General features: G+C 69.9%; 12 protein-coding genes, 1 tRNA gene and 1 pseudogene. 4 read left to right on the top strand and 10 right to left on the bottom strand.

The window, feature by feature from the left end:
* A pseudogene (locus ACLQ2O_RS01340) lies at window positions 1–351 on the top strand (hypothetical protein); the annotation flags it as partial.
* A gap of 286 nt (window positions 352–637) precedes the next feature.
* On the opposite strand, the gene ACLQ2O_RS01335 reads toward ACLQ2O_RS01340, so the two are convergent.
* The 4 genes from ACLQ2O_RS01335 to ilvA form a co-directional block, all read right to left on the bottom strand.
* Window positions 638–1,306, bottom strand: a complete 669-nt coding sequence (locus ACLQ2O_RS01335; RefSeq protein ID WP_425826249.1) for a response regulator transcription factor — start codon at window positions 1,304–1,306, stop codon at window positions 638–640.
* Window positions 1,303–3,126, bottom strand: a complete 1,824-nt coding sequence (locus tag ACLQ2O_RS01330; RefSeq protein ID WP_425826247.1) for an ATP-binding protein — start codon at window positions 3,124–3,126, stop codon at window positions 1,303–1,305. Before ACLQ2O_RS01330 ends, ACLQ2O_RS01335 begins: the two co-directional genes overlap by 4 nt.
* Before the next feature lie 99 nt (window positions 3,127–3,225).
* Window positions 3,226–3,537, bottom strand: coding sequence for a hypothetical protein (locus ACLQ2O_RS01325; RefSeq protein ID WP_425826245.1), 312 nt, complete (start codon window positions 3,535–3,537; stop codon window positions 3,226–3,228).
* Between the two features lie 78 nt (window positions 3,538–3,615).
* Window positions 3,616–4,887 carry a threonine ammonia-lyase IlvA gene (gene ilvA, locus ACLQ2O_RS01320; RefSeq protein ID WP_425826243.1) on the bottom strand — a complete coding sequence of 424 codons (1,272 nt, stop codon included), beginning with the start codon at window positions 4,885–4,887 and terminating at the stop codon, window positions 3,616–3,618.
* Window positions 4,888–5,118: 231 nt separating this feature from the next.
* Between ilvA and ACLQ2O_RS01315 the strand changes: the two genes are divergently transcribed.
* Window positions 5,119–5,985: an HIRAN domain-containing protein gene (locus tag ACLQ2O_RS01315; protein WP_425826241.1), complete on the top strand. Its 867-nt coding sequence runs from the start codon at window positions 5,119–5,121 to the stop codon at window positions 5,983–5,985.
* Window positions 5,986–6,042: 57 nt separating this feature from the next.
* Here the strand turns inward: ACLQ2O_RS01315 and ACLQ2O_RS01310 are convergent, their stop codons facing one another.
* From ACLQ2O_RS01310 to ACLQ2O_RS01295, 4 genes are read right to left on the bottom strand one after another with little or no spacing between them, the layout of a single operon-like run.
* Window positions 6,043–6,786: an MBL fold metallo-hydrolase gene (locus tag ACLQ2O_RS01310; protein ID WP_425826239.1), complete on the bottom strand. Its 744-nt coding sequence runs from the start codon at window positions 6,784–6,786 to the stop codon at window positions 6,043–6,045.
* 22 nt (window positions 6,787–6,808) lie between these two features.
* Window positions 6,809–7,768 carry an acetylxylan esterase gene (locus ACLQ2O_RS01305; protein WP_425826237.1) on the bottom strand — a complete coding sequence of 320 codons (960 nt, stop codon included), beginning with the start codon at window positions 7,766–7,768 and terminating at the stop codon, window positions 6,809–6,811.
* 42 nt (window positions 7,769–7,810) lie between these two features.
* Window positions 7,811–8,269 carry a hypothetical protein gene (locus tag ACLQ2O_RS01300; RefSeq protein WP_425826235.1) on the bottom strand — a complete coding sequence of 153 codons (459 nt, stop codon included), beginning with the start codon at window positions 8,267–8,269 and terminating at the stop codon, window positions 7,811–7,813.
* Window positions 8,270–8,324: 55 nt separating this feature from the next.
* Window positions 8,325–9,872 (bottom strand): LCP family protein, encoded by a 1,548-nt coding sequence (locus tag ACLQ2O_RS01295; RefSeq protein ID WP_425826233.1) that lies wholly within the window; start codon window positions 9,870–9,872, stop codon window positions 8,325–8,327.
* A 298-nt stretch (window positions 9,873–10,170) separates the two neighbouring features.
* Here ACLQ2O_RS01295 and ACLQ2O_RS01290 point away from each other — a divergent pair.
* Window positions 10,171–10,260, top strand: a tRNA-Ser gene (locus ACLQ2O_RS01290).
* A gap of 55 nt (window positions 10,261–10,315) precedes the next feature.
* On the opposite strand, the gene ACLQ2O_RS01285 is transcribed toward ACLQ2O_RS01290, so the two are convergent.
* Window positions 10,316–11,203 (bottom strand): LLM class flavin-dependent oxidoreductase, encoded by an 888-nt coding sequence (locus ACLQ2O_RS01285; protein WP_425826231.1) that lies wholly within the window; start codon window positions 11,201–11,203, stop codon window positions 10,316–10,318.
* A 147-nt stretch (window positions 11,204–11,350) separates the two neighbouring features.
* On the opposite strand from ACLQ2O_RS01285, the gene ACLQ2O_RS01280 reads away from it, so the two are divergent.
* Window positions 11,351–11,584 (top strand): hypothetical protein, encoded by a 234-nt coding sequence (locus ACLQ2O_RS01280; protein WP_425826229.1) that lies wholly within the window; start codon window positions 11,351–11,353, stop codon window positions 11,582–11,584.
* A 152-nt stretch (window positions 11,585–11,736) separates the two neighbouring features.
* On the opposite strand, the gene ACLQ2O_RS01275 is transcribed toward ACLQ2O_RS01280, so the two are convergent.
* Complete coding sequence (locus ACLQ2O_RS01275; protein ID WP_425826227.1) at window positions 11,737–13,614, bottom strand: phosphoenolpyruvate carboxykinase (GTP); 1,878 nt, start codon at window positions 13,612–13,614, stop codon at window positions 11,737–11,739.
* Window positions 13,615–13,843: the final 229 nt, after the last annotated feature.

The following is a 13,843-nucleotide window of genomic DNA, read 5'->3' as shown; positions in this document are numbered from 1 at the left end:
GGCGGCGAGGGCCGATGGCTGCTGCTCGGCTGGTGCTCCGGGTGGTCGGGCTCGGAGACGACGCCTTCCGGGGTCGGCGGGGCAGGGGGCGGGCGGCTGCAGGCGTGGGCTTGCTGCGGCTGCGGCTGCGGCTGCGGTTGGGGTTGGGGTTGGGAGGGCGAGGCGGGTCTCGCGGTGCGCGTGGGCTGCGGGCGTGACCGCCGCTGGCTGCTCGGGTGGTGCTTCGGTGTTGGGGGACTGGAGGGCGACGCCGTGGGGATGGGCGGAGTTCGGTGGGCGCAGGTGTGGTCGGCGGCTGCGCAGGCTGTGGCTGCAGGTGGGCTGCAGGTGGGGCTGCGGGTGGGCTGGTGAGGGCGAGGCGGGACTCGCGCTGCGCCCGGAGCGCGCGGGCGGTGACCGTCGCTGGCTGCTGCTCGGGTGGCGTCGTGCTTGGAGGGCGACGCCGCCGGGGTGGGCGCGGCAGGGGCTTGGGTGGATGCGGGCTACCTGCACTCACTGAGTTGCGAGGACCCGCGTGGGGGGAGCGGGGTGGGACCCGCTCTGCGCTTGGGCTGCGCCGTTGGTGGTCGTCGCTGGCTAGTGCTCGGCGGGCGATGAGGGCTTGGAGGACTCGGCGCCGTGGAGCACCCGGGGCTGCTCAGTCGGTGCGGAGGCGGTAGCCCATGCCTCGGATGGTTTGGATTCTGGTGGGGCCCAGTTTTTTGCGGAGGTAGCGGATGTAGACGTCGACGACGTTGGAGCCGGGGTCGAAGTCGAAGCCCCAGACCTGGGAGAGGAGTTGTTCTCGGGACAGGACCTGGTCGGGGTGGCGGCAGAAGACCTCGGCGAGGAGGAACTCGCGGGCGGTGAGGTCGACGGTGCGGCCGTCGATGGAGGCTCGGCGGGTGCGGAGGTCGAGGCTGAGGCCGCCGACCTGGAGGATGGTGGCGTCCGCCGTACCGGAGCCGTCGCTGCGGAGGCGCAGGCGGACGCGGGCCAGGAGCTCCTCGAAGGCGAAGGGCTTGGCGATGTAGTCGTCGGCGCCGCCTTCGAGGCCGGCGACGGTGTCGCGGATGCTGTCGCGGGCGGTGAGGATGACGACCGGCATGCTGACCCGTGCCTCGCGGAGCCGGCGCAGGACGGTGAAGCCGTCGACCTTCGGCAGGCCGATGTCGAGCAGGAGCAGGTCGTAGGCGCCGCTGACAGCTTCCTGGTACGCCGACTCGCCGTCGGCGACGACCGTGGTGATGAACCCGTTGCTGCGCAGGCCGCGTTCGACGAAAGAGGCGATCCGGTCCTCGTCCTCGGCGATCAGGATGCGGTTCATCGTGCGGTCTCCTCGATGGGTGCGAACGGCAGCACGAGCTCGAAGCACGCGCCGCCACGGGCCGACCCGGAGCGCGGGCCTGGGGCGCCGTGGTCGGTCGGCTCGGTGCGGGGGCGCGGAGTGCCGTCGGCACCGGGCTCGGAGCGGGCGTCTGGGGTGCCGGTGTCGGCCGGCTCGGAGTGTGGGGCCATGACCTGAGAGCGGGTGGTGGTCGCGCTGGTGTTGTGGTTGGCCTGCTCAAAGGGGGCGCCAAGCTTGTCGTCGTTGGCCGGCTCGGAGCGTGGCCCTGCGGCGGCGTCGTTTGCCTGCCCGGAGTCCCTAACCCAAGGGCCGTGGTCGGCCAGGCGGACGTCGCCGCCGTGGGCCTGGGCGATCGAGCGGACGATCGCCAGCCCGAGGCCGGCGCCTTCCGTGCGTACCTGATCGTTGCCTCGGGCAAATCTTTCGAAGATTCGCTCTCGGTCCTCCGGCGCCACGCCCTCACCGGAGTCGGCGACCCAGAGGTGGACGTGAGCCCTGGCCGGGCAGCCGTCCGCCGAGGTCGTGGGGTGAGGGCCGACAGAGGCATGGCCGGAACCGCCAGCGGGGGAGCGGCGGCCCGGCAGGTCCGCGGCGGTCCCGTGGACCCGGGAGCCCAGCGTGTCGGTGGCGGCCGTGTGATGAGCCCGAGAGCCCGCCGCGTAACCGTCGGCGTGGTGGATCCGCGAGCCCAACGTGATGCGATCCCCCGGGGAGGTATGGCGTACAGCGTTGGAGACCAGTTGCATCAGCGCCTGGGTGAGGCGTTGGCCGTCGGCGAGGATGGTGGTGTCGGTGGTTTCGGCGACGCGCCAGGTGCGGTCGGCCAACGGGCGCGCCTTGGCGATGACCTCGATGACGAGTTCGGTCAGGTTGACCTCCTCGAGCTCGAGGAAGTCCGGGCGGCCGCTCTTGGCCAGGACGAGCAGGTCGTCGACCATCCGGTTCATCCGGGCCAGCTCGTCGAGCACCAGGGCGCGCGTCTCGGCGCGGTCGACCGGGTCGTCGCTCATCAGTTCGAGGTGGCCGCGGATCACCGTGATCGGGGTGCGGAGCTCGTGCCCGGCGTTGTCGACGAACTCGCGCTGGGCGACGAACGCGACCTCCAGCCGGTCCAGCATCGTGTTGAACGTCCGGGCCAGCTGCGCCACGTCATCGTTGCCTACGACATCTATTCGGCGGCGCAGGTCGGACTCGCCGATCTGTTCGGCGGTCGCCCGTACGGCGCGGATCGGCGCGAGCACGCGGCCGGTGACGACCCAGCACGCACCGGCGGCCATCGCCAGCGTGACGACCCCGATCAGCGCGAGCGCCCTCGTCGCGTCCTCCAGCGGCTGCGCGAGCAGGTCGCGGAACTCCAGCATCACCAGCTGGGAACGCACCGGCTGCGACCCGACCTGCACCGGGATCACGCCGTACCGGACCTTGCCGGCGGTGCTGTCCACCCACCCGTACTGCGGGGTGGTGCTGGAGGAGATCCGCTGGACGAACGCGAGGTCGGTGTCGAGCCGCGCGGGTGGTGTGCCGAGGCTGCGGTGGTAGGCGCGGCCGTCGACGATCGTGAAGAACGCCTCGGAGGTGTCCGGGATGTTGGTCCGCAGCCAGAGGTCGAGGAGCTCTTCCGGGGTGTCGAGCGGGCGGGCGGTGTCTGAGCCGACGTACGCCCGGAACTTGGTCGCCTCGTGGGTGAGCTCGGCGTCGGCGGACGCGTCGGAGCGCGCGGCGAGCAGCTGCCAGGTCAGGAAGACCACCGCGGCGACGGCCAGCGCGAGCACCGCCAGCATCCAGCCGATGATCCGCACCCGCGCGCTGACCCCACCACGCGCCGTGCCCCCGCCGCGTCGAGGCTCTGCGTCTGCCTCAGACCCTTCGGCACGCCGCCTCAGGAAGACCACCGGGGCTCAGTCATCGCCGTCCATGTCGTCGTCCAGATCGTCGTCGATGCCGTCGTCGTCCTGGTCGTCGTCATCGCCGGCGGTCCGGGGAGTGCCGGGCGTGACCGGGTCCGCCCCGGGCTTCGACGGTGGCGCGGTCGAAGGCCCAGCGGTCGGCGGCGTCCCGGACGGCGGTGGCGTAACAGAAGACCCAGCCGGTACGACGACCGTGTCGCCGAGCCCCGGCGTCGAGCGTCCCGCCAGGTACTGGGTCAGCGCGAACCCGGCCACTGCCAGCACCACGGCAACAGCCAGGTAGACCAGACGTGGAGATCGCATGCTCACAGCTTGCGATCCCTCCCGAAGAACCGCATGAGCCGAACATTACAGAATTCTCATCAACCGAAGCCCGAAGCCTCAGATCAGGAACCGGAACTCCGAGGACCCCGGATCGATCCGCTCGATCGTCAACGGCGCCGCCTCCATCCGCTCCAGCAACCCAGCCAGGTCACCGGGCCGTCCGATCTCGATCCCGACCAGCGCCACCCCGGTCTCCCGGTTGTTCCGCTTCACGTACTCGAACAGCGTGATGTCGTCGTCCAGCCCGAGCACCTGGTCGAGGAACGACCGCAGCGCCCCCGGCTCCTGCGGGAACGTCACCAGGAAGTAGTGCTTGAGCCCTTCGTGCACCAGCGACCGTTCGAGGATCTCGCCGTACCGGCTGACGTCGTTGTTCCCACCCGACAGCAAGCAGACGACGGTCTCACCAGGCTTGACGTCCACAACGCGGCCCAGAGCAGCAGCGGACAAAGCCCCAGCAGGCTCAGCGATCAGGCCATCGGTCTGGTAGAGCTCCAGCATCTCCGAGCAGACCAAGCCCTCAGGCACCGACGTCATCTCGACCTCGGCAGCAGCCACCAGAGGCAACGTCACCGCACCAACCCGCCGTACGGCGGCGCCGTCGACGAAGCTGTCGAGCTGCGGCAACGTCACCGGCTCACCCGCGGCCAGAGCAGCAGCCATGCTCGCCGCACCGGCAGGCTCGACCCCGACGATCCGTACGCCGGGGTGCCGCTCGGCCAGGTACGCGATGACGCCGGCGATCAGCCCACCGCCACCAACAGGCACCACCAGTACGTCGGGCGCATGCCCAAGCTGCTCGACCAGCTCGACCGCCACGGTCCCTTGCCCAGCAACGGTTCGTGGGTCGTCGAAGGCCGGCACCAAGGTCGCTCCCGTGGCCGACGCCGAGGCCAGCGCGGCTGCGGCCGCGTCGTCGTACGAGTCGCCGGTGATGATCACCTCGACCTGCGACCCACCGAGCGCGGCGATGCGGTCGCGCTTCTGGCGCGGCGTCGTGCGCGGCACGTAGACGCGGCCGTGAACGCCGAGCGCGTGGCACGAGTACGCGAGTCCCTGGCCGTGGTTTCCCGCGGAGGCGCAGACGACGCCGGCCTTCTTCTCCGCGTCGGACAACTGGGCGATCAGGTTGTAGGCGCCGCGCAGCTTGTACGAGCGGCCGATCTGCAGGTCCTCGCGCTTCAGCCAGACGTCGGCGCCGGTGCGTGCGGAGAGTCGCGAGTTGCGTTGCAGGGGAGTGCGCAGCGCGATGCCGTCGAGCCGGCCGACGGCCTGCTCCACAGCACCTGCGCCGACGATCGATCGAGCGACTGTTTCACTGCCCTGCATGACGTTCCTTCCCGTGCATCTGCACGTGATTCTCCGTTTTTCCCGCAGCACAAGACGGCTTGCGTCCACACTACGGACGAGCGGACACCATTGGGTTTCAGGTCCCTTTTCCATGCGTGAAAAAGGGTTCGGCTGGGCAGTCTAGTTCTCATACGCTCACTCGGTGTAACGGCCAGGGGTCTGGACGGGATGAGCCGAGTAAACCGGTCAACGGGGACTGGAGGGCAACGCATGGAACTGATTCCGTTCAGTCTGTGGGGAGACGCCCTGTGGTGCGGTCAGGAAGTCGTGCGGGAAGCCCCGCACGAGCAGGCGATTCGTGGCCTGTTTCCCGATCCCATCCCAGCGCGAGGAGCAGACCTGGACACCGCGGCGGATCTCGTCCCGGAACCGCACAACCGCTTCGACCCGCGCTCGATCGCTGTTCGGGTGCAGGGCAAGGTGGTCGGCTACCTGCCGAGGGACGACGCGCACCGGTACCACCCGGTGCTGTCAGAACTGGTGGCACAGGGCCTGCAACCGCAGGTCCCTTGCCACCTGTGGGTCAGTGAGTGGGAACCGGCGGACTGGGAAGGCAAGGGCGACCAGGGCACCGAGTTCCACGCCAGTGTGGCGGTCGCAGTGGGCCAGCCACACATGCTGGTCCCGGTCAACCTGCCACCGCCCGGGAGCTACCACGTGCTGCCGCCGGGCAGCGGGATCGTGGTTCCGGGCAGCGAGGTGCACCCGGACGTGCTGGCGCCGTTCTTCCGGCCGGAAGGCGAGTGCTGGGCGTACGGCACGATGCATGCCGTCGAGGAGGACGACGGCATCAACGACCGCCACCAGGTGGTGGTCGAGGTCCGGCTGGACGACGAAGCGGTGGGCCGGCTCAGTCCGCGGCTCAGCGCGGAGTTCCTGCCGGCCATCCACTACCTCGCCGACATGCGGGCGGAGACGGCCGCCCGGGTCGCCGTACGCGGTGACCGTTTCGCCTCGGAGGTGATCCTCTACGCGGCCCGGAGTCATGACCTGCCGGCCACCTGGCCGGACGGTCTGACCCGATCCCCAGTCGCTTCCCCTACCTGGCACTACTGGGCCGGCAAGGAGGCCAACTAGCTCAAGGCGGACGCGCAGTACTCACCAATCAGTCAGGTGGTGGCGGGTACCGCGGGTCTACCAGGGGCTGATGGTCTGGCCGACCTCCGCACACACCGTGGGGCCGCCGAAAACCTCGGCGGCCCTCTCGGTCGCCTCCGATGGGCGCAACGACGGCCCGACGTGCGTCACGACCAGCCGCCGTACGCCGGTACGCCGTGCAAGCGCTCCGGCCTGCTCAGGCGTGTGGTGCACAGCGGTCTCCTCACCGGAGTCCGCCTCGCACAGCAGCAGGTCCACACCGGTGGCCAACGAGTCCAGAGCCGGGCAGGGCGCGCAGTCGCCGGAGTACGCCAGCGACCTGCCGTCAGCAGTAGCCCGCAGCCCGTAGGCATCGCAGCCGTGCTCTACCGATCGACTGAGCAACTGCAGCCCACCCAGCTGCACCTCCAGCCCGTCCCGAAGCTCCCGAAGCTCCAGTACGTCGCTGACGAACCCGGCGTCCTCCTGCTCGAAGAACCCGGCCAGCCGCTTCCCCAGTGCAGCCGGTGCGTAGACCGGCAGCGGCCGAGCCAGCGGCGGCAGCCCGTACGCCAAGGCGTAGTCGGCGTTCAGCAGGTCGCCGACGTGGTCCAGGTGGAGGTGGGACACCCACACTGCGTCGAGCTGGTCCAGCGTCGTGTGCCGGAGCAGCTCGGCCAGAGAGCCAGGGCCCGTGTCCATCCACACCTGCGCGCCCCCGCCCTGCAGGAGGTAGCCCGAGCAGGGCCGGTCCGGCAGGGGGTAGGGCGCCGCGGTGCCGAGGACGGTCAGGCCGGTCATGCCCGGGACCTCGCGAACCGCTTCAGAGCTTGGCGCCGATCAACTGGAAGATGTCGTCGTGCGCGCCGGGCAGGTCGTCGTGGCCGAGGTCCGGGTAGGTCCGGATCTCCTTCGGCCCGGCGAGCCGGTTGTAGATCGCGTACTGCGTCGAGGGCGGGCAGACCTGGTCCTCGAGGCCGGTGAACAGCGTGACCTCGGCCTGGATCCGCGGTGCCAGGTGCTGGACGTCGATGTAGCCCAGCGTCGTGAAGACCTCCTGCTCGCGCAGGTGCCGCGGGTCGCGCTTCTTGAACCAGGTGGTGATCTCGTCGTACGGGCCGCGCTCGAGGTTGAGCTCCCAGGCGCGCTGGTAGTCGGAGAGGAACGGGAACACGCTGGCGGCGTACTTGATCTCGGGGGTGAGCGCTGCGCAGACCAGCGTCAGGCCGCCGCCCTGGCTCCAGCCGGTCGCGGCGACCCGGGACGCGTCGACCTCGGGCAGCGCGCGGACGATGTCGGCCAGCCGGCGGGTGTCGAGGAAGACGTGCTTGTAGAGCAGGCTGTCCGGTCCGCTGTCGAGCCCGTGGACCAGGTGGTTGTGCAGGCTGAAGCTGTTCGGCTCCTGGGACGTCGTACGGAAGCCGACCTGCTCACGCACGTCCAGGGCCGCGATGGTGAACCCGCGGGCGGCGTACGGCAGCAGGTCGACCCAGCGCGGCTGCTCGCCGCCGTACCCGTGGAACATCAGGACGGCGGGCCCGGTCGGCTCCTGCGGGCGGATCACCTTGGCGTGCACCCGGTAGCCGCCGGTGCCGTTGAAGTACAGGTGCTGGGCGGTCGCCGTGGTCAGCGGGAAGTCGGTCGCGTCGACGAAGGACGCGTCGGCGTCGATCGCGGCCAGCTCGGCCAGCGCCTTGTCCCAGAACGCGTCGAAGTCGTCCGGACGCGGGTTGGTGCCCTGGTAGACGCTCAGTTCCTCGGCAGACAGCTCGAACGACAACACTTGGCGACTCCTCGATCAGATCCGGACAAAATTCACCACGGATCATTCTGCGCGATCAGCGTCCTCACCGGCAGTGCCGTCCCAGATCGTGTAACCGTGCGCCGCGTTCAGCCGCTCCCGCAGATCGATCGCAAGCTGCTCGTCGCGGCCCGGCGGCAGCCAGCGTACCGGGATCAGGACCGAACTGTCCTTGTGCTTGGTCCGCAGGGCGAGGGCCTCGCCGTGGGTCGTCTCGACCCGGCCGACCTCGGTGACGTCGGTCCACTCGGTCTTCACGCCGCGGACCTCGATCCGGTCCTTGCCGAGCTTCAGCAGCACCGGCGGGCGGAGCAGGATCCCCAGGCCGGCCAGCGCCACCAGTCCGCCGAGCACGAGGAAAACAGCCACCACCGCACCCGGCAGCCCGACCGCCCACGCGATCGCGGCCACGCCGAGCAGGATCAACCCGGCGGCCAGGACTCCGAGGAACCGTCCTGCCCGCATCCGGTACGTCGTACGCATCGCACCAGGATCTCACCCGGTACGCCGGACCCGGCGGACCGGGTCACGACGTCGGTCAGGGCTTGGACGGGTGGTACGCGCAGGCGTCGCTGAGGTCCTCGGTGCCACCGGCGGGCGGCTTCGGGGGCGTGACCTTACCGGCCGACGGCTTCTTGGTCGGCGTCACGGTGGTCGTGGCGGCCGGCTTCTTGTTCGCGATCGCGTTCTGGACGATCTGCGCCATCGCCTCGTAGTCCGGGCGCTGGCCGCTCGGGAAGTTCTTGTTCTTGTCCAGGTCGACGTTGGTGACCTTGGCGCCCTTCACCTTGAGCCCGAGCTCGATGAAGGCCGGCAGGATCTCCTGCGGGATGTCGGTCCGCAGCAGCGTCTTGCTGGCCGAGGCGATCTGCTGGTACTTGGTCACCAGGGTCCTCGGGTTGGCGCTGCTGACGATCGCGTGGATCGTGCAGCGCTGCCGCTCCTGCCGGGACGGGTCGTCCAGGCCGTACCGGCCGCGGGCGAACCAGAGCGCGTCGTGCCCGTTCAGCTTCTGGTTCGCGCCGGGCTCCAGGTAGTCCTTCGGCAGGATGTCGTCGTTCGGGCTCGGGCCCTTGGTGTCGCCGCCGATCGGGACCTTGTAGTTGATGTTCACGGTGATCCCGCCGAGCGCGTCGACGATCGACTGGAAGCCCTTGAGGTTGACCTGCATGTAGTAGTCGATGTCCAGGCCGAGCGCGGCGCCGGCCGACACCTTCAGCACGTCGGCGCCCTCGTTGTCGGACGCGCCGAGCGCGCCGGGGTGGGCGGCCGGCAGGTTGCGGTACATCGCGTCGAGGTAGAACTCGGGCTGCTCGGCCGGGCCGTCGGGGTCGTAGAAGCCGTCCGGGTAGAACTTGTGCAGCGGGGAGTCCTCCGGGAACGGCATCCGCATCCAGTTCCGGCTGAGCGAGATCAGCTTGGTGTCGCCGGTCTTGGTGTCGATGCTCGCGACCATCACCGTGTCGGTCCGGGTGCCCTCGCGACCGGCGCCGTCGTCCGCGCCGAGCAGCAGCAGGTTCAGCCGCGGAGTGTCCGCCCAGGGGTCCTTCTTGTCCTCGACCTGGGGCCGGGTCGCGCTCTTGGAGTTGCCCTCGGAGGCGAACACGCTGCCGACCAGGTCGCGCTGGGCCATCACCGACTGCGCGGCGACGGTCGTCGGTACGGCGATGCCGAAGCAGAGCAGGCCGACGAACGCCGAGCCGGCCAGCCGGCCGACCGCGGTCAGGCTGACCGGGCGCAGCAGCTTGTGCGAGGCGACCACGATCCAGATCCAGATCAGACCGAGCACGATCACCGCGGCGGTCGCGATCAGCAGCTGGCTCGGGTCGACCGCGAGCGTGAGCACGGTGTCACGCTTGGTCAGACCGATGAACGCCAGCAGTCCGAGCAGGCCGATGCTCAGCGTCATCACGAACGCGCCGAGCTTGGTCCGGCCGCCCATCACGAACCCCGAACCCGGGATCAGGGCGCTGACCAGGGTCAGCCCGATCGCCTTCGAGACCGTCCGGGTGCGGTGCGCCTTGTGGCGCGACCGGTTGGCCTTGGGTGCAGACCTCCGGCCGGCTGCGCGATTGCTCCGCGACATGGCTCCGTTCCCTGGATCGACGACGGGTGGCGGCGAGACGGACCCGCGGCTGGCGGGTCCAGAGGGCAGGCTGATGGCCTGGTGGGATCAGCTCCCCAGTAGTACAGACGCCGTCACGGCCTCCTCGGTTGACTTCGACCTGCGACCCCCGTCGATTCGGCCAGATTACAGGGGGCCTGGTCGACACTCCCAAGGCGTCCGGTCCCGGCCACCCCCGGCGGCCGGGAGCCCGCTTTGCTCCGACGGCCTCCGGCCGGATAGTCTTGGTCGTCGTCGTGTCCCTCACGGGGCCGTCGGAGGAGGCGTCGCCTAGTCCGGTCGATGGCGCCCGCCTGCTAAGCGGGTTGAGGGTAATCCCCTCTCGCGAGTTCAAATCTCGCCGCCTCCGCAGTACGCAAGAGCCGCCAGCACGCCGCTGGCGGCTCTTGCCGTTCCGGCCGGTTTCAGCCGAACGCGATGACCTTCGCCGCGGCCAGCCGCTCGATCGAGCGGGGCGTCATCGGCTCGGTGTCGACGATCAGGTGCTCGACGCCCAGTTCGGCGTACGCCGTGAAGACTTCGGCGAGCTCCTCGACGGTGCCGGTGAAGGCGCCGGAGTCGTCGGCCGGCTTCTGCTCGACGTCCCGGACGGTCAGACCGACGGTTCTGCTCACCTCGCCGGCCGGGCGGTTGTTCCTGGTCAGGGCCTCGTCGAGGTCCGCCAGCCGCTCGCGGACCTTGTCGTCGACCGCCCCGAACCACGCCGTGTTCCACTGGTCGGCCCACTGCGCGGTCAGGTCCAGCATCCGCGGCTGCCGGGACGCGACCAGGATCGGGATCCGTCGCTCCGGCGGCGGCGCGAGCACAGCCTCGTTGACCTCGTAGTACGTGCCCTTCCGCGTGACCGTCTCGCCGCGGACCAGGCGCGCGACGATCTCCACCCACTCCGCGAAGCGACTGGCCCGGTGGTCCGTCGGCAGCCCGAACGCCACGTACTCCGGGTCGTGCCAGCCCGCGCCCACGCCGAGAATCACCCGTCCACCGGAGACCTCGTCGAGCGTCGCGGCCATCTTCGCGACCAGCCCCGGGTCCCGGAACGACGAGCACAGCACCATCGTGCCGAGCTCGACCCGCTCGGTCACCGCCGCCACCGCGCTCAGCAGCGTCCACGCCTCGTGGATCCCGTGCGTCGTACCGGCCGGGTCGCGGTAGAAGAAGTGGTCCGCGAGCCAGACCGAGTCCAGCCCGGCCTCCTCGGCCGTGAGCGCGAGCCGGCGCGTATCGGCCCACCGAGGCATCTGTCCGTCCGGCCCGTCCTCGCCACCGACGGGCAACATCACACCAAGTTTCATCTGGCCAACATATGTGCCCCGACGGCGTGGCCGCAGGTGTGACCGAGTTTCGGGGTGGGTAACTGGGGAGGTGCCCGGCGGGTGAGGCCGCGGTGAGGAGCGGGCGTAGGTGAAGCCTTTTTGACCTCACGAAAGGGTGTGGTGGCGGTGACGGATTTCGCAGTCCGACCGCAGGTGTACGACCTCCGTTTGTTCCTCCAGCTGTCCCTCCCGGCGCACGTCGCCTGCTGGGTCGACAGCACCTGGCGACCGGCCTGGCTGATCAGCCGGCTGCACTGCGGAGACGGCTGGGTCGGCCTCGTCCAGTACGACGGCCCGAACGGCCAGGAGCTCACCGCGCGGATCCCGCTCGACCGCCTCGCGCCACCACCCCGCGCCTGACATCGGCGGGACGCCTCACGCGCCCGGGCCCGGTCGGCGATGCACCCGCCGGCCAGGAGCTCCGGGAACGGCGAAGCGCCTCGCCCTGGGTAGGGCGAGGCGCTTCGCGCGGTCCGGCGTACTGGCTTCCGGTCAGCCGCCGGCGTTCGGGGTCAGGCGCCGAGACGGCTCCGCAGCCCGTCCAGCTCCAGCCTGAGCGCAGCCGGGACGGTGTCGCCGAGCTTGGCGAACCACTCCTCGATCAGCGGCAGCTCGGCCTTCCACTCCTCGGCGTCGACGTTCAGCGCGACCTGCAACGCCTCCGGCGTCAGGTCCAGCCCGCTCACGTCGAGCGCGCCGACGGCCGGTACGGCGCCGATCGGGGTCTCGACGGCCGCGGCCTGGCCCTCGAGCCGGTCGACGATCCACTTCAGCACCCGGCTGTTCTCCGAGAAGCCCGGCCAGACGAACTTGCCCGCCTCGTCCTTGCGGAACCAGTTCACGTAGAACACCTTCGGCAGCTTGTCGGCCGCGTGCTCCTTGCCGACGGTCAGCCAGTGGTCCAGGTAGTCGCCGGCGTTGTAGCCGAGGAACGGCAGCATCGCCATCGGGTCGCGGCGGACCACGCCGACCTCGCCGACCGCGGCCGCGGTGGTCTCCGACGACAGCGTCGCGCCCATGAACACGCCGTGCTCCCAGTCGCGGGCCTCGGTCACCAGCGGGACCGTGGTCGCGCGGCGGCCGCCGAAGATGATCGCCGAGATCGGCACGCCGTTCGGGTCGTCGTACTCGTCGGCGATGATCGGGCACTGCAGGATCGGCGTGCAGAACCGGCTGTTCGGGTGGCTGGACAGCTCGCCGTTGCCCGGCGTCCAGTCGCGGCCCTTCCAATCGGTCAGGTGGTTCGGCGGGGTCTCGGAGTAGCCCTCCCACCAGACGTCGCCGTCGTCGGTCAGCGCGACGTTGGTGAAGACCGAGTTGCCCTTCTCGATCGTGCGCATCGCGTTCGGGTTGGTCTTCCAGCCGGTGCCCGGCGCGACGCCGAACAGGCCGAACTCCGGGTTCACGGCGTACAGACGGCCGTCCTCGCCGAACCGCATCCAGGCGATGTCGTCGCCGAGCGTCTCGACCTCCCAGCCGTCCAGCGTCGGGTCGAGCATCGCCAGGTTGGTCTTGCCGCAGGCGCTCGGGAACGCGGCCGCGACGTAGTGCACCTTCTTCTCCGGCGAGATCAGCTTCAGGATCAGCATGTGCTCGGCCAGCCAGCCCTCGTCACGGGCCATCGCGCTCGCGATCCGTAGCGAGTAGCACTTCTTGCCGAGCAGCGAGTTGCCGCCGTACCCGGAGCCGTAGGACCAGATCGTCCGCTCCTCGGGGAACTGGACGATGTACTTCTCGTCGTTGCACGGCCAGGTGACGTCCTCCTGGCCGGCTTCCAGCGGCGCGCCGACCGAGTGCAGGCACGGCACGTACGGCGCGTCGGTGCCCATCCTCGCCAGTACGTCGGCGCCGGTACGGGCCATGATCCGCATCGAGGCGACGACGTACGCCGAGTCGGTGATCTCGACGCCGAACATCGGCTTCTCGGCGCTCAGCGGGCCCATGCAGAACGGGACGACGTACAACGTCCGGCCCTTCATGCTGCCGCGGTACAGGCCCGTCATCAGGGCCTTCATCTCGGCCGGGTCCATCCAGTTGTTGGTCGGACCGGCGTCGGCCTCGTCGACCGAGCAGATGAACGTGCGCTGCTCGACGCGGGCAACGTCCGACGGGTCGGTGCGGGCCCAGAAGGAGTTCGGCTTCTTCTCGTCGTTGAGGCGGACCAGCGTGCCGGCCGCGATCAGCTCGTCGGTGAGCTTCGCGTACTCGGCCTCGCTGCCGTCCACCCAGTGGATCCGGTCCGGCTGGGTCAGTGCGGCGACCTCGGCAACCCAGGCGCGCAGGCCCTGGTGCTCAGTCGGGGCGTCGGTCAGGTCGATGGTGTGCGGTGCGGCGGAGCTCTCGACGCTGAGCGCTTCCTCGGTCTGGGCAGGGCTGGCGGTGGTCGTCATCGGCGGCTCGTTCCCCTGTTCGGCGGTGTGATCTGTCGCATACCAGTCAACGCAGTGGGCGTATACCAGTGTGCAAGTGGTACTAACCGTACGCGACCAGGTGGGGTGTTGAGAACCGCCAGTTAGTGAGGACGATCACAAAGTTCTGCCGACAACCGCTTTCCGTCGGGGGTTTCTTGGTGAGGGTGGTTGCGGAACGTGCTGAAGCCCCGCGCCGGGTGGTTTCGGC

It is taken from the genome of Kribbella sp. DT2 (assembly GCF_049844575.1).
Lineage (GTDB): Bacteria > Actinomycetota > Actinomycetes > Propionibacteriales > Kribbellaceae > Kribbella.
Note: the sequence above shows the minus strand (reverse complement) of the source record. Positions and strands in the feature narration are given on the sequence as shown.